The sequence below is a fragment of the Streptomyces camelliae genome, from assembly GCF_027625935.1.
GTDB classification, from domain to species: domain Bacteria; phylum Actinomycetota; class Actinomycetes; order Streptomycetales; family Streptomycetaceae; genus Streptomyces; species Streptomyces camelliae.
The window spans coordinates 7,027,275-7,041,798 of record NZ_CP115300.1 but is presented as its reverse complement, the minus strand read 5'-3'; the positions used below and the strand labels follow the sequence as shown (position 1 = coordinate 7,041,798).

The following is a 14,524-nucleotide window of genomic DNA, read 5'->3' as shown; positions in this document are numbered from 1 at the left end:
TGTACGCGGTGTGGGTGAACGGTCAGCGATCCCGGGTTACTTCACTCAAACGTGGATTTTCCACACACTGATTCGAATCGCCGGGCACGGGCGTTCCCTTACCCGACGACGATCCCGTTCAGCACCACCCGGCGCGGTGCCGCCAGCACCCGTACGTCCGCGCGCGGGTCGGTCTCGTACACCACCAGGTCGGCCGGTGCGCCCTCCTCCAGACCGGGGCGGCCGAGCCAGGCGCGGGCGCCCCAGGTCGTCGCGGACAGGGCGGCCACGGGCGGGATGCCGGCGGTGACCAGCTCGGCCACCTCGGCGCCGACCAGGCCGTGGGCCAGTGAGCCGCCGGCGTCCGTGCCGACGTAGACCGGGATCCCGGCGTCGTAGGCACCGCGCACGGTGTCGTAGCGGCGCTCGTGCAGCCGGCGCATGTGCGCGGACCAGCGCGGGAACTTGCTCTCGCCACCGTCCGCGAGCCGCGGGAAGGTGGCGATGTTGACGAGGGTGGGGACGATCGCGACGCCCCGTTCGGCGAAGAGCGGGATCAGGTCCTCCGTGAGACCCGTGGCGTGCTCGATGCAGTCGATGCCCGACTCGACCAGGTCGCGCAGGGAGTCGGTCGCGAAGCAGTGCGCGGTGACGCGGGCGCCGAGCCGGTGGGCTTCCGCGATCCCCGCCTCGACGGCCTCACGGGGCCAGCAGGCGGACAGGTCGCCGAGGTCGCGGTCGATCCAGTCGCCGACGAGCTTGACCCAGCCGTCGCCGCGCTTCGCCTCCTGGGCGACATAGGCGACCAGGTCCTCCGGTTCGATCTCCCAGGCGTAGTTGCGGATGTAGCGGCGGGTGCGGGCGATGTGCCGGCCGGCCCGGATGATCTTCGGCAGGTCGGCGCGGTCGTCGATCCAGCGGGTGTCGGAGGGCGAGCCGGCGTCCCGCAGCAGCAGGGCGCCCGCCTCCCGGTCGGTGAGCGCCTGCTTCTCGGCGGTGTCCGCGTCGACCGGGCCGTGCGCGTCGAGGCCCACATGGCAGTGCGCGTCGACCAGGCCGGGCAGCGCCCAGCCCTCGACAGTGGTGACGTCCCGGGCGCCGGCGGGGCGGTCGTACGACACCCGGCCCCCGACCACCCACAGCTCGTCGCGGACGTCCTCGGGCCCGACGAGGACCCGCCCCTTCACGTGCAGCACGGCACCATCGCTCATGTACTGCACCTTAATGAGCTACTGCTCGGACCCGCCCACCTGGTCGGAGGTCTCCTCCTCGACCTCGGCCATCGCCGGGTCCAGCAGCCGGGAGAGGAAGTGCCGGGTGCGCTCGTGCCGTGGACTGCCGATGACCTGTTCGGGGCTGCCCTCCTCCACGATCACGCCGCCGTCCATGAAGACGACCCGGTCGGCGACCTCGCGGGCGAAGGTCATCTCGTGCGTGACGACCATCATGGTCATGCCCTCCTGGGCGAGCCTGCGCATCACCGCGAGGACGTCCCCGACCAGCTCCGGGTCGAGCGCGGAGGTCGGCTCGTCGAAGAGCATCACCTCCGGGCCCATCGCCAGCGCCCGGGCGATGGCCACGCGCTGCTGCTGGCCGCCGGAGAGGGAGGAGGGGTACGCCTCCGCCTTCTCGGCGAGGCCGACGCGGGCCAGGTTCTCGGCGGCGATGCTCGCGGCGCTCGCCTTGTCCCGGCCGAGGACCCGGCGCTGCGGGAGCGTGAGGTTCTCGGTGACGCTGAGGTGCGGGAAGAGGTTGAACTGCTGGAAGACCATGCCGATACGACGGCGTACGGCGTCGATGTCGACGTCGGGGTCGGTGATCTCGGTGCCGCCGACGAAGACCTGGCCCTTGGTGGGCTCCTCCAGGAGGTTCACGCAACGCAGCAGGGTCGACTTGCCGGAGCCGGAGGGGCCGATGACGCAGACGACCTCGCCCTGGCCGATCTCCAGGTCGATGCCCTTGAGCACCTGGTTGTCGCCGAAGGACTTGTGCAGGTCCCGGACATGGATCTCGCGGCGGGTCACTTGATCTCCTTCTGGGCTTTGGCCTCCAGGCGACGGGCGACGAAGCCGAGCGGGATGGTGACCAGCAGGTAGCACAGGCCCGCGACCAGGATCGGCGTGGAGTTGGCGGTCGTACTGGCCAGGTCCCGGCCGAACTTGGAGAGTTCGCGCTCCTCCAGGGTCACACCGAGCAGCAGCACCAGGGAGGAGTCCTTGAAGAGCATGATCAGCTCGTTGGTGAGCGGCGGAAGAATGATCCGGAACGCCTGCGGGATGATGATGGAGATCATGGCCTTGGCCGGCGAGAAGCCCAGCGAACGGGCCGCCTCCATCTGCCCCTTGGGCACAGCCTGGATGCCGGCACGGAACGTCTCCGCCATGTAGGCGGCACCGATGAGTCCGAGGCCCAGGGCGCCCTTGCCGTAGGTGCCGCCGGGGATCTCCGTGCCCGGGAAGGCCAGCGGGACGGCCACCGCGATGAAGACGAAGATCAGCAGGGCGGGCAGCCCCCGGAAGATCTCGATGTAGACGCTCGCCAGCCAGCGGTACGGGCCCACGGAGGACAGCCGCATCAGCGCGATGACCAGGCCGAGCGCAAGTCCGAGAACGAAGCCGGACACCGTGAACAGGACGGTGTTCTTCAGCGCCAGCGTGATCACGTCAGGCCACATCTGCTTGGCGATGCTGCCCTGCGCGAACTGGTTCTGCAGTCGGCCCCAGTCCGCCGTGACCGCGAAGGCGATCACGGCGGCGACGAAGACGACGTACTGGATGCCCCGGGACAGACGGCGCTTCTGACGCTGCGTCAGCCCCTTCTTCTTCGGCTGGAGTCGTACGTCCGTGTCGGTCATGAGGTGGCGGCCGGGGAGGCGACGGAGGCGTCGTACGGGCCGATCCACTGCTCGTAGATCTTCTTGTAGGTGCCGTCGGCCTTGGCGTCCTTCAGGGCCTTGTTGATGGCCTCGCGCAGGGCGGTGTTGCCCTTCTTGACCGTGAAGCCGTACTGCTCGCCGGTCTTGAGGTTGTCGACGACCTTGAACTTGCCGGCGTTGGCCTTGTCCTTCAGCCAGCCCTGGACGACCGGGTAGTCGATGACGACGGCCTGGACCTGGCCGGTGCGCAGGCCGTTGAGGACCGCGTCGGAGGAGTCGAAGGAGATCGGGTCGAAGCCCTTGCCCTTGACGTAGTCCTCGCCGGTGGTCTGCGCCTGGGCACCGAGCTTCTTGCCCTTGGCCTTGACGTCGGCGAGCGAGGTGATGCCACTGCTCTTGTCGACGAGCACGGCCTGGGTGGCTTCGAAGTACGGGTCGGAGAAGTCGACGTTCTTCTTGCGCTCGGGCGTGATCGTCATGCCGGCGGCGGCCAGGTCGCACTGGCCGGAGTTCAGGAAGGCGCCGGTCTTGAAGTTCTCGAACGGGGTGTCGACGATCTGCTGCGTGACGCCGAGGTTCTTGGCGACGAGGTCGATCAGGGAGACGTCGAAGCCCTGCACCTTGCCGTTGATCTCGGACTGGAACGGCGGGTAGGGCAGGTGGGTGCAGGTGGTCAGCTGGCCGGCCTTGACGACGTGGACCCCCTTGACGGTGGCACCGCTCCCCCCGCCGTTCGAGGAGCAGCCGGCGGCCACGAGCACCAGCCCGGCGGTCGCGGTGGTGACAGCCAGGAGGCGGGTCCGGTGTCCGAGGAACGTTTTCATGGGGGGATCTTCTCTGTGGGGGAACTGTGGCTTCCGATTATAAGGATGAGTTTGAGTCTCTCAAATCAAACCCATGGTTACGGAGCCGTTGCACCTAAGATCGATGGAGTCGACCTCCCTGAACGAAGAGAGAAGCAGCGCCGTGAGCCACCCCTTCCTCGATCTGCCCCCGCTGAGTGCCGAGCGTTTCGCCGCGATCGAGGACGGGGTGGCCCGGCTGCTGGACACCCGGCAGGACGTGCTGATCACGCAGGGTGAGGCGCTGCTCCCGCTCGAAGGCGCGATCCGCGCGGCGGCCGGGCCGGGCACGGTGGCCCTGAACGTGATCACCGGCCCCTACGGGCAGACCTTCGGCAACTGGCTGCGCGACGCCGGCGCGACCGTGCACGACATCTCCGTCCCCTTCCACACGGCGGTGACGGCCGAGCAGATCGAGGAGGCGTTCGCCGAGCACCCGGAGACCGACTTCGTGTCCCTCGTCCACGCGGAGGCGGCGACCGGCAACACCAACCCGGTCGCGGAGATCGGCGAGGTGGTACGGCGGCACGGCGCGCTGTTCTACCTGGACGCGGTGGCCTCCGTGGGCGCGGAGCCGGTGCTCCCGGACGCGTGGGGCGTGGACCTGTGTGTGATCGGGGCGCAGAAGGCCATGGGCGGCCCGGCGGGTGTGTCGGCGATCTCGGTGAGCGAGCGGGCCTGGGCCCGGATGGCGGCCAACCCGAACGCGCCGCGCCGCTCCTACCTGTCCCTGCTGGACTGGAAGGAGCGCTGGATCGACGCCGGCCGCGCGGTGCTGCCGCACGCTCCGGCCCAGCTGGAGATGCTGGCGCTTGAGGCGTGCCTGGAGCGGATCGAGTCGGCGGGCCTGGCGGCGGTCATGGCCCGGCACCGGAGCGCCGCGCTGGCCACCCGGGCGGGCGCGGTGGCGCTGGGCGGCGGGCTGGAGCCGTACGTGTACGAGGAGAAGGACGCGGCACCGGTCGCCACGACACTGCGGGTGCCGGCGGGCGTGGTGGCCTCGGAACTGGTGACCGGGGCCCTGGCGACCGACCCGGCGCTGCCGCTGGTCGCGGGCGGGGGCGCGCTGGCCAAGGAGATGGTCCGGGTCAACCACTACGGGGCGGATGCGACGCCGGGTGTGGTCCAGGGGTCGCTCGCCGCCCTGGGCAGCGCGCTCGCCGAGCACGGCCTGACCGTGGACCTGGAGGCCGCCCGACGGGCCGCGGCCGAGGCCTGGGGCCAGGGCCGCTAAGCGGTCCCGGCGAAGTGGGCTGCGGTTCGGCAGCGCCCCGTAGGGGCGCGGGGCTGTATCGATATGCGGCTCCGCCGCGATGGGGGTACCTCCCTGCTCGAACGAAGTTGAGAGCTTGGGGGAGCGCCCAGCCACGACGGGCCCGCAGACGACCGACGGCCCATTGCGGCACTTCCCGCGGAGCGCTTGGCGCTTCAGGAATCCGGCGAGAACGCTCACGTCGAAGAACCTCGGCGGCTCCTCGCTTTCACCGGAAGGGACGCGGTCTCACGGCCGTACGAACTGGGTCTCGGCGGCACTGACGTCCGCGGCCGGCATCGGCGGCGGGCGGCGGGCGGTGTCGCTGACCTTGATCAGGACGGCGACCAGCAGCCAGTTGGCCACCATGGACGAGCCGCCCTGGGCGAGGAAGGGCAGCGCCTTGCCGGTGAGCGGGATGAGCCCGGTGACACCACCCACGACCACGAAGACCTGGAGGACGAGCGCCGAGGCCAGGCCGCCGGCAAGCAGCTTGCCGAACGGGTCGGTGACGGTGAGGGCCGTACGCAGGCCGCGCTCGGCGAGCAGGGCGTAGAGCAGGATGACGACCGTGACCCCGGTCAGGCCGAGTTCCTCGCCGACTGTGGTGAGGATGAAGTCGCTGCGCCCGGCGAAGCCGATGAGTTCCGGATGGCCCTCGCCGAGGCCGGTGCCGAGGATGCCGCCCGAACCGAAGCTGAACAGGGCCTGGGCGGCCTGGTCCGAGATCAGCCCCGGCGGGCGCTTGTCGGGCGGGAGGAAGATGTCCATCGGGTGCAGCCAGGCGACGACACGGCCATGGACGTGCGGTTCGAAGGACCCGACGACGAAGGCGCCGACGGCGAACATGACGACGCCGAACACCACCCAGCTGGTGCGCTCGGTGGCGACGTACAGCATGATCACGAACAGGCCGAAGAAGATCAGCGAGGTGCCGAGGTCCCGCTCGAAGACCAGGACGAGCAGACTGAGCAGCCACACGGCTGCCACGGGGCCGAACTGGCGCCCGCGCGGGAGATACATGCCGAGGAGACGCCGCCCGGCGAGCGCGAGGGCGTCCCTGCGCAGCGTCAGATATCCCGCGAAGAAGACCACGATGACGATCTTCACGAACTCGCCGGGCTGGAAGGACAGCGGGCCGATGAAGATCCACCGCTTGGCGCCGTAGACGTCACCGGGGTAGAAAGCCGGCGCCATCAGCAGGACCAGCCCCACGGTGATCGTGACGTACGGATAACGCTGAAGCCTGCGGTGGTCCTTGAGGAGCGCCACCGCCCCGGCGAACACCGCCACCGCGATGGCGCACCACGTCAGCTGCCCCGACGCCGCGGCCGTCGAGTGGTGGTAGTGCGTCCCGTAGGCGATGTCGAGACGGTGGATCAGGACGAGGCCCAGACCGCTGAGCAGGGTGGCCAGGGGCAGGATCAGCGGATCGGCGTGCGGCGCGAACCGGCGTACGGCGACATGGCACACCACGGGCAACACGCCCACGACCAGGCACGTCAGTGCCATACTCGGCGGCAGCTTCCCGCTGACGGCGAGGGCCGTCTCGGCATAGCCGTAAGCGCAGATGAGGACGGCGCCGAGGAGCAGGACCAACTCCAGGTTCCGGTCGCTCAGGCGTCCTGACCGGCCTGGCCGCACTGCCAGTTGTGCCGGTCCCCGCCGACCAGTCATACCATCCCCTTCGATCGGGTCCGCCGCCGCGACCCCGCTCCGGGCCCCAGTCAGCAGAGTTATATGGTTGCGCAACAACGCAACTGAACTGTAGCTGACGGCAGGTAAGAGGAGGGCCAGTGGCGGCAGCGAGCAGGCGGGGGCGCCGCAGGCTGTGGCCGGTCGTGATCGGGGTGGGCGTGGTCCTCGCGCTCGTGGGTTATCTCGCCGTTCGGTTCATCCGCTCGGCGACGTCCGACGCATGCACGGCGCATGGCACGGACGGTACGACCGTCACACTCGATCTGGACCAGGCGTCCCACGCCGCGACCATCGCGGCCGTGGCCCACGCGCGCGGTCTGCCGGAACGGGCCGTCACCATCGCCCTCGCGACCGCGATCCAGGAGTCCAAACTCCGCGATCTCTCCTACGGGGACCGGGATTCCCTCGGCCTGTTCCAGCAGCGCCCGTCCGAGGGCTGGGGCAGCCCCGCCCAGATCCGCGACCCCGTCTACGCGTCGGGCAAATTCTTCGACGCACTGGTCAAGGTGCCGGACTACGTCGACCTACCGGTCACCGTCGCCGCGCAGGATGTCCAGCACAGTGGCTACCCGGAGGCCTACGCATCACATGAGGCCACGGCAGCGACGCTGGCCGACGTGCTGACGGGACAGGAGGGGCCCGCGCTGACCTGCACGATCAGCGGAGCGAGCAAGAGCGGGGCGGATGCCGCCCAGGCCGGCGGAGGGAGCGGTACCGACGACGCCGGGGCGGGTCGGGGCGGCGGTACGGCAGGCGTCGTACACGAGGGCGGCGACGGCGGTGGTGTCGCCGCAGCGGTCCGACGTGAGTTCGGCAGGGTGCCGGCCGCCGTCCCCGCGACCGGCAGCAGCGTCAGCTACCCGGTCACCGAGACGGCCACGGGCTGGTCCCTCGCCCTGTGGCTGGTCTGTCACGCCGACGCGTTGCACGCCGCGTCGGTCACGTTCGACAACCGTCGATGGAGCAGCGGCGCCTCGGACCATGGCTGGACGCAGATCTCGCCCGCGTCGGCGAACTCCTCGACGGTGGCTGTGAACGTGAGCCGGCCCGCGGTGGCCGCTGCACCTTGACGGACTGCGGCAGGCCCACGGCCAACCAGAGAGATTGCTTGCAGACTTGCGCAATATCGCAGACGTCTGGCGAGAATGGTGCCCGTGACCACCCATGACACCCCTCCTCCGCAGCGCCAGGGCCCCGAGCACTGGTCCGAGCTGCTGCATGTCCGTCTGGAGCGGATCGAGGGCCTGCTCGCTCCGGCCGAGCAGGTATCCGAGTCCGAGCGTCCCGCGTGGCAGCGGCGCACCAGAGGTGAGCAGCGTTGGGCGGTGATGGCGGCACTGCTGGTTGCCGTCTGGGTGCAGTGGGCGCTGCCGGAACGCTTCAGCATCCACCCGCACTGGCTGCTGCCCGTCCTGGAGTTGGCCATGATGGCGGCGCTGTGGGTGGCCCATCCCCACCGACGGATCGAGTACCGGTCCCGCCCGCTGCGCGCGCTGGGCCTGCTGCTGGCCGGCGCGGTCAGCCTGGCCAACGGCTGGTCGGCCGTCGTCCTGGTGCGCGACCTGCTGCACGGTACCGAGGGCTCCAATGCCGCGGCCCTGCTGACGACGGGAGGCGGCATCTGGCTGACCAACGTCATCGCCTTCAGCCTCTGGTACTGGGAGTGGGACCGAGGCGGCCCGGTGACCCGCGCCCTGGGCACGCGCCAGCATCCGGACTTCCTCTTCCCCCAGATGCAACAGGAGGGCATCGCGCCCGACGACTGGGAGCCGCAGTACATGGACTACCTGTATGTGGCCCTCACCAACGCCACGGCCTTCAGCCCCACCGACACCATGCCGCTGTCCCGCTGGGCGAAGCTGCTGATGTCCACGCAGTCCACGATCTCGCTGCTGACCCTGGCGCTGATCATCTCGCGCGCGGTCGGGGTCCTGCAGTAAGTCTCGTGCGTGCGGGGGGAGTTGAAGGTCACCGGCGTGAAGCGGGCGGACAGGGACGACAGCGAGCTTAAATTTGCTAGATTGCGCAACTACGCAACTACGCCTGGCGGGCCCGACCGGTCATGGGAGTGGAAGATGAGCGACCTGCGGAACGGGCCAGGTGGTCGGGCGACGCGCAGTCGTACGTCCCCGGTGCCAGGCCCGCGCGGGGCAGGGCGAGCAGGCCGGGGCCGCCCGGTGCGACGCGGCAGGCGAATGCTGAAGATCGCCGGAATCTGCCTGTCTCTCCTGGTGCTCGGTACGGCCGGTGTCGGCTGGTGGTTCTACCAGCACCTGAACGGCAACATCCACAGCGTGTCCCTGGACGGCAAGGGCGGCACCGAGAAGGCCGACGCCTTCGGCCGCACCCCGATCAACATCCTGGTGATCGGCTCGGACGGCCGCACCAGCGCGGAGGACTGCAGGCTCGGCGGCGGCTGTTCGAAGACCGGTGTGCAGTCCGGCAACGGGAACGCGGACGTGGAGATGGTGGTGCACATATCGGCGGACCGCTCCAACGCCACGGTGATGAGTGTGCCGCGCGACACCATGACCCAGGTGCCCGCCTGCAAGGACCCTGTCTCCGGGCAGTCCACGTCCGGTTACTACGGCCAGATCAACAGTGCCTTGTCGTACGGGCCTGCCTGTCAGGTGGCCACCGTCCATCAGCTCACCGGCATCCCGATCGACCATTTCGTCAAGCTCGACTTCTCCGGCGTCGTGCAGATGTCGGACGCGGTCGGCGGCGTCGACGTCTGCGTCAGCGACGACGTCTACGACACCTACTCGCATCTGAAGCTGTCCAGGGGCACCCACACCCTCAAGGGCTCGGGCGCGCTGGAGTTCGTCCGCTCCCGGCACGGCTTCGGCGACGGCAGCGACCTGGGCCGTACGACGACGCAGCACATTTTCCTCAGCTCGCTGATCCGCAAGTTCAAGAGCGCCGGCACCCTCACCGACCCCACCGCGGTCTATGGCCTCGCCGACGCCGCCACCAAGGCGCTGACCGTGGACGACGGCCTGGGATCGGTGAGGAAACTGATCGGGCTCGCGTCGGACGTGGACAAGGTCCCTGCCAAGCGTATGACGTTCACGACGATGCAGACCGATCCCGATCCGAACAACAGGGACCATGTGGTCGTGGGCCCGGGCGCCAAGACCCTGTTCTCCACCATCGCCAACGACCAGTCGCTGACGACCGATTCGGGCAAGAAGGCCGACGCGGCCTCGGCCACCGCCGAACCCACGGCCACCGCTTCGGCCGTACCCGCCTCCCAGATCGCGGTGACGGTGGGGAACGGCACCACGGTGACCGGCCGCGCCGCGGACGTCGCGACGGCCCTGACCGACCAGGGCTTCGGTTCCGCCACGGTCATCCACGGCACCCCGAGCTCCGCCACGACCACGCTGACCTACGGCACCGGCCAGAAGGGGGAGGCGCAGACGGTCGCCAAGGCGCTCGGCCTGCCCTCCTCGCAGCTGAAGCAGGGCACCGGCACGGGCCTGACCCTGGTGATCGGCAGCGACTGGCCCAGCGGGACAAGCTTCCCGGGCGGCAGCTCCTCGCCCGCGCCGGCCGACACCCACGCCGCCGTCGGAGGCGCCCATGCCTCCACCGCCGACCAGGCCAAGACCTGTGCCAAGGTCAGCCCCTACAAGACGGTCAGCCTCAATGGTGTCTCCATGACGCCCACCCAGGCATACGCGGCGGCACGCGGCATTCCCGACTCCGACACCTGAGAGGGGGAGCAGCGTGCGGCATCGTCGGCGTGCTCGCCGCGCAGGGTTTCGGCCAGGGCCGTTGTCGTACCCGCGTGTCATGCTGCGGCCATGACGACCCCTCAGGCACCCCGGACCCTTCCCGACGGCCGCCCGGTCTCCGCGCCGACCGGTCCCGAACGCGCCACACTGGAGAGCTGGCTGGACTTCCACCGGGCCACGCTGGAGCTGAAGTGCCAAGGCCTGGACGACACGCAGGTGCGGCAGGCCTCGGCGGAGCCGTCGTCGCTGACGCTGCTCGGACTCGTCCAGCATCTCGCCGAGGTGGAACGCAACTGGTTCCAGCGGGTGCTGGCAGGACGGGACGTACCGCCGCTGTTCGAGGAGCGGACGGGGTACGGCCTCGATCCCGAGCGCGGGCTGGCGCAGGCCCTGGCCGTGTGGCGGGCGGAGATCGCGCGGGGCCGGGAGCTGCTCGCCGGGCGGGATCTGGAGGACACCGGGCGCATCGTCGACGAGCCGATGGCCGGCGTCGAGGTCAGTGTGCGCTGGGTGCTGATCCACCTCATCGAGGAGTACGCCCGGCACAACGGACACGCCGACATTCTGCGTGAACGAATCGACGGGACCACCGGGACCTGAATTCAATTTACTTTCACAATTCCCGCCAATTCTCCGGACGACAGCTTCCCGTCTTCTTCTGCCCGCTTTTTCCAAGACTAAACGGGGCACTTTTCCGGCATGTTTCATACACGCCATTGACGGTTTCCTGGCTGTGACACACTCCACAGAGACATGGATTTGCCCCGATTTGTCACGGGACAAGACGGGCATAACGCCGATCGCTCTGCACACCCCAGTGACGGCGGCCGTGCATTTCTGAATTCACATCGGTAAATTCGTGCCGCATGACTGCCGCACCCGCAGACCTGTTCATCGACCAGCCGGCGGTGACCGACGGAGCCACGCTCTGGCGTCTCGCCAAGGACTCGAAAACGCTCGACCTGAACTCCTCGTACAGCTATCTGCTGTGGTGCCGGGACTTCGCCGGCACCTCGGCGGTCGCGCGCGGTGCGGACGGGGAGCCGGTCGGCTTCGTCACCGGCTACGTACGGCCCGAGCGCCCCCGCACGCTGCTCGTCTGGCAGGTGGCCGTCGACTCCGCCCACCGGGGTCTCGGCATCGCCGCCGCGCTGCTGGACGGGCTGACCGTGCGCCTGGCCGCCGAGCGCGGCATCACCGACGTGGAGACCACCATCACCCCGGGCAACACCGCCTCCGAGCGGCTGTTCACCTCGTTCGCCGCCCGGCACGGGGCGCACCTCGAACGCGAGGTGCTGTTCCCCGCCGAGCTGTTCCCGGACGGCCCTCACGACCCCGAAGTCCTGTATCGCATCGGCCCGTTGACCGAGTACACCGCCCACTGAGGAGCGATTCACCGTGACCATCACCCAGCCCGACCTCAGCGTCTTCGAGACTCTTGAGTCCGAGGTGCGCAGCTACTGCCGCGGCTGGCCCACGGTCTTCGACCGCGCGCGGGACAGCCGGATGTACGACGAGGACGGTCATGCGTACCTCGACTTCTTCGCCGGTGCCGGCTCACTCAACTACGGCCACAACAACCCGGTACTCAAACGGGCGTTGATCGACTATCTCGCACGCGACGGGGTCACGCACGGCCTCGACATGTCGACCACGGCCAAACGGACCTTCCTGCAGACCTTCCAGGATCTGGTGCTGCGCCCGCGGGACCTGCCGTACAAGGTCATGTTCCCGGGCCCGACCGGCACCAACGCCGTGGAGGCGGCGCTGAAGCTGGCCCGCAAGGTGAAGGGCCGGGAGGCGATCGTGTCGTTCACGAACGCCTTCCACGGGATGTCCCTGGGCTCCCTCGCCGTCACCGGCAACGCCTTCAAGCGGGCCGGCGCCGGCATTCCGCTGGTGCACGGCACGCCGATGCCGTTCGACAACTACTTCGACGGCACGGTCCCGGACTTCCTGTGGTTCGAGCGGCTCCTGCAGGACCAGGGCTCCGGGCTCAACAAGCCCGCCGCCGTGATCGTGGAGACCGTGCAGGGCGAGGGTGGCATCAACGTGGCCCGGCCCGAATGGCTGCGCGCGCTCAAGGAGTTGTGCGAGCGGCAGGACATGCTGCTGATCGTCGACGACATCCAGATGGGCTGCGGCCGTACCGGCGCCTTCTTCTCCTTCGAGGAGGCGGGGATCGTGCCGGACATCGTCACCGTGTCCAAGTCGATCAGCGGCTACGGCCTGCCGATGTCGCTGTGCCTGTTCAAGCCCGAGCTGGACGTGTGGGAGCCGGGCGAGCACAACGGCACCTTCCGCGGCAACAACCCCGCGTTCGTCACCGCGACCGCGGCGCTGGAGACGTACTGGGCCGACGGCTCGGCGATGGAGAAGCAGACCCGGGCCCGGGGCGAGCAGATCGAGCAGGCGCTGATCTCCATCACCGAGGAGAACCTCGCCGACGTCAAGGAGTACCGCGGGCGCGGACTGGTGTGGGGCATGGAGTTCCACGACAAGGCGCGGGCCGGCCGGGTCGCCGGGCGGGCCTTCGAACTCGGGCTGCTCATCGAGACCTCCGGCCCCGAGGGCGAGGTCGTCAAGCTGCTGCCGGCCCTCACCATCACGCCGGACGAGCTGGACGAGGGCCTCAGGATCCTCGCCCGCGCCGTCCGCGAAACCCTCTGACCGACCGACCAGGAAAGAGCGCACCACCGTGATCGTCCGATCGTTCAAGGACATCGAAGGCACCGACCGGCACGTCAGGGCCAGGTCCGGCACCTGGGAGAGCAAGCGGATCGTCCTCGCCAAGGAGCGGGTCGGCTTCTCCCTGCACGAGACCATCCTGTACGCCGGGACGGAGACGTCGATGTGGTACGCCAACCACATCGAGGCCGTCGTCTGCACCAGGGGCGAGGCCGAACTGACCGACCACGAGACCGGGAGGACGTACACGATCACCCCCGGCACCATGTACCTCCTGGACGGCCACGAGCGGCACACGCTGAAGGTCAAGGAGGACTTCCACTGCCTCTGCGTGTTCAACCCGCCCGTCACCGGCCGGGAGGACCACGACGAGAACGGCGTCTACCCGCTCCTGACGGAGCCCGAGGAGGTGTGACAGACATGACCACCCTGACCGATCTGTACCCCAGCCGCGGCGCCACCGAGGTGAGCGTCCCCCGCCAGGACCCGGTCGTCTGGGGCTCCCCGGACACGCCCGGCCCGATCCCGACCGCCGACCTGCAGTCGTACGAGCGGGACGGCTTCCTCGCGATCGACCAGCTGATCACCCCCGACGAGGTCGAGGTCTACCGGCAGGAGCTGGACCGGCTGGTCGCCGACCCGGCCGTCCGGGCCGACGAGCGCTCCGTCGTGGAGCCGGCGTCGCAGGAGATCCGCTCGGTCTTCGAAGTGCACCGGATCAGCCAGGTGTTCGCGAACCTGGTGCGGGATCCGCGCGTGGTCGGCCGGGCCCGGCAGATCCTCGGCTCGGACGTGTACGTCCACCAGTCCCGGATCAACGTCAAGCCCGGTTTCGGAGCGAGCGGCTTCTACTGGCACTCGGACTTCGAGACCTGGCACGCCGAGGACGGCCTGCCGAACATGCGCACGGTGTCCGTCTCGATCGCGCTGACCGAGAACTACGACACCAACGGCGGCCTGATGATCATGCCGGGTTCGCACCGCACGTTCCTGGGCTGCGCCGGCGCCACGCCCGAGGACAACTACAAGAAGTCCCTCCAGATGCAGGACGCGGGCACGCCGTCCGACGAGGCGCTGACCAAGATGGCGAGCGACTACGGCATCAAGCTCTTCACGGGCAGGGCCGGCTCGGCGACCTGGTTCGACTGCAACTGCATGCACGGCAGCGGGGACAACATCACCCCCTTCGCGCGCAGCAACGTCTTCATCGTGTTCAACAGCGTGGAGAACGCGGCGGTGGAGCCGTTCGCCGCGCCGGTGCGCAGGCCTGAGTTCATCGGGGCGCGGGACTTCACACCCGTCCGGTGACCGCATACCACCCGCCGGCCGGCCCGCCGCGCAGCGGCAATCGGATACAGCATCGGGGCGCGGGACTTCACACCCGTCCGGTGACCGCATACCACCCGCCGGCCGGCCCGCCGCGCAGCGGCAATCGGATACAGCATCGGGG

The 14,524-nt window shown here is 69.3% G+C and carries 14 protein-coding genes; 9 read left to right on the top strand and 5 right to left on the bottom strand.

The features are described from left to right. Positions 1 to 98: 98 nt before the first annotated feature. From O1G22_RS32235 to O1G22_RS32220, 4 genes are read right to left on the bottom strand one after another with little or no spacing between them, the layout of a single operon-like run. Entirely contained in the window at positions 99 to 1,190 is a 1,092-nt protein-coding gene (locus O1G22_RS32235) for an amidohydrolase family protein (protein ID WP_270084533.1), read from the bottom strand. Between the two features lie 18 nt (positions 1,191 to 1,208). Next, a complete protein-coding gene (locus tag O1G22_RS32230; RefSeq protein WP_270084532.1) occupies positions 1,209 to 2,003 on the bottom strand; it encodes an amino acid ABC transporter ATP-binding protein in 795 nt (264 codons plus the stop codon). Beyond that, positions 2,000 to 2,833 carry an amino acid ABC transporter permease gene (locus tag O1G22_RS32225; protein WP_270084531.1) on the bottom strand — a complete coding sequence of 278 codons (834 nt, stop codon included), beginning with the start codon at positions 2,831 to 2,833 and terminating at the stop codon, positions 2,000 to 2,002. Before O1G22_RS32225 ends, O1G22_RS32230 begins: the two co-directional genes overlap by 4 nt. Continuing rightward, positions 2,830 to 3,678, bottom strand: coding sequence for a transporter substrate-binding domain-containing protein (locus tag O1G22_RS32220; RefSeq protein WP_225100803.1), 849 nt, complete (start codon positions 3,676 to 3,678; stop codon positions 2,830 to 2,832). The genes O1G22_RS32225 and O1G22_RS32220 overlap by 4 nt, the downstream gene beginning before the upstream one ends. 142 nt (positions 3,679 to 3,820) lie before the next feature. On the opposite strand from O1G22_RS32220, the gene O1G22_RS32215 reads away from it, so the two are divergent. After that, the gene (locus O1G22_RS32215; RefSeq protein ID WP_270084530.1) at positions 3,821 to 4,930 is read left to right on the top strand and encodes a pyridoxal-phosphate-dependent aminotransferase family protein; all 1,110 of its coding nucleotides are present in this window, start codon (positions 3,821 to 3,823) and stop codon (positions 4,928 to 4,930) included. A 267-nt stretch (positions 4,931 to 5,197) separates the two neighbouring features. Here the strand turns inward: O1G22_RS32215 and O1G22_RS32210 are convergent, their stop codons facing one another. Further along, the gene (locus O1G22_RS32210) at positions 5,198 to 6,625 is read right to left on the bottom strand and encodes an FtsW/RodA/SpoVE family cell cycle protein (RefSeq protein ID WP_270084529.1); all 1,428 of its coding nucleotides are present in this window, start codon (positions 6,623 to 6,625) and stop codon (positions 5,198 to 5,200) included. 119 nt (positions 6,626 to 6,744) lie between these two features. Between O1G22_RS32210 and O1G22_RS32205 the strand changes: the two genes are divergently transcribed. The 8 genes from O1G22_RS32205 (at position 6,745) to thpD (ending at position 14,382) form a co-directional block, all read left to right on the top strand. Beyond that, positions 6,745 to 7,716, top strand: coding sequence for a heavy metal transporter (locus O1G22_RS32205; RefSeq protein ID WP_270084528.1), 972 nt, complete (start codon positions 6,745 to 6,747; stop codon positions 7,714 to 7,716). Positions 7,717 to 7,800: 84 nt separating this feature from the next. After that, complete coding sequence (locus O1G22_RS32200) at positions 7,801 to 8,586, top strand: hypothetical protein (RefSeq protein ID WP_270084527.1); 786 nt, start codon at positions 7,801 to 7,803, stop codon at positions 8,584 to 8,586. Positions 8,587 to 8,841: 255 nt separating this feature from the next. Next, the gene (locus tag O1G22_RS32195) at positions 8,842 to 10,365 is read left to right on the top strand and encodes an LCP family protein (RefSeq protein ID WP_270084526.1); all 1,524 of its coding nucleotides are present in this window, start codon (positions 8,842 to 8,844) and stop codon (positions 10,363 to 10,365) included. A 90-nt stretch (positions 10,366 to 10,455) separates the two neighbouring features. Continuing rightward, positions 10,456 to 10,986, top strand: coding sequence for a DinB family protein (locus O1G22_RS32190; protein WP_270084525.1), 531 nt, complete (start codon positions 10,456 to 10,458; stop codon positions 10,984 to 10,986). 266 nt (positions 10,987 to 11,252) lie between these two features. Continuing rightward, a complete protein-coding gene (ectA, locus tag O1G22_RS32185; protein WP_225100810.1) occupies positions 11,253 to 11,771 on the top strand; it encodes a diaminobutyrate acetyltransferase in 519 nt (172 codons plus the stop codon). Positions 11,772 to 11,784: 13 nt separating this feature from the next. Next, positions 11,785 to 13,056 carry a diaminobutyrate--2-oxoglutarate transaminase gene (gene ectB, locus O1G22_RS32180; RefSeq protein WP_225100811.1) on the top strand — a complete coding sequence of 424 codons (1,272 nt, stop codon included), beginning with the start codon at positions 11,785 to 11,787 and terminating at the stop codon, positions 13,054 to 13,056. Between the two features lie 28 nt (positions 13,057 to 13,084). Continuing rightward, the gene (locus O1G22_RS32175; protein ID WP_270084524.1) at positions 13,085 to 13,489 is read left to right on the top strand and encodes an ectoine synthase; all 405 of its coding nucleotides are present in this window, start codon (positions 13,085 to 13,087) and stop codon (positions 13,487 to 13,489) included. A 5-nt stretch (positions 13,490 to 13,494) separates the two neighbouring features. Then, a complete protein-coding gene (gene thpD / locus O1G22_RS32170) occupies positions 13,495 to 14,382 on the top strand; it encodes an ectoine hydroxylase (protein ID WP_270084523.1) in 888 nt (295 codons plus the stop codon). The last annotated feature ends 142 nt before the right edge of the window (positions 14,383 to 14,524 follow it).

Bases quoted from the DNA above. Each gene is read 5' to 3' on its own strand.
- O1G22_RS32235 (WP_270084533.1), bottom strand. From the start codon at position 1,190: ATGAGCGATGGTGCCGTGCTGCACGTGAAGGGGCGGGTCCTCGTCGGG.
- O1G22_RS32210 (WP_270084529.1), bottom strand. From the start codon at position 6,625: ATGACTGGTCGGCGGGGACCGGCACAACTGGCAGTGCGGCCAGGCCGG.
- O1G22_RS32195 (WP_270084526.1), top strand. From the start codon at position 8,842: ATGCTGAAGATCGCCGGAATCTGCCTGTCTCTCCTGGTGCTCGGTACG.
- ectA (WP_225100810.1), top strand. From the start codon at position 11,253: ATGACTGCCGCACCCGCAGACCTGTTCATCGACCAGCCGGCGGTGACC.
- thpD (WP_270084523.1), top strand. From the start codon at position 13,495: ATGACCACCCTGACCGATCTGTACCCCAGCCGCGGCGCCACCGAGGTG.
- O1G22_RS32225 (WP_270084531.1), bottom strand. From the start codon at position 2,833: ATGACCGACACGGACGTACGACTCCAGCCGAAGAAGAAGGGGCTGACG.
- O1G22_RS32190 (WP_270084525.1), top strand. From the start codon at position 10,456: ATGACGACCCCTCAGGCACCCCGGACCCTTCCCGACGGCCGCCCGGTC.
- O1G22_RS32220 (WP_225100803.1), bottom strand. From the start codon at position 3,678: ATGAAAACGTTCCTCGGACACCGGACCCGCCTCCTGGCTGTCACCACC.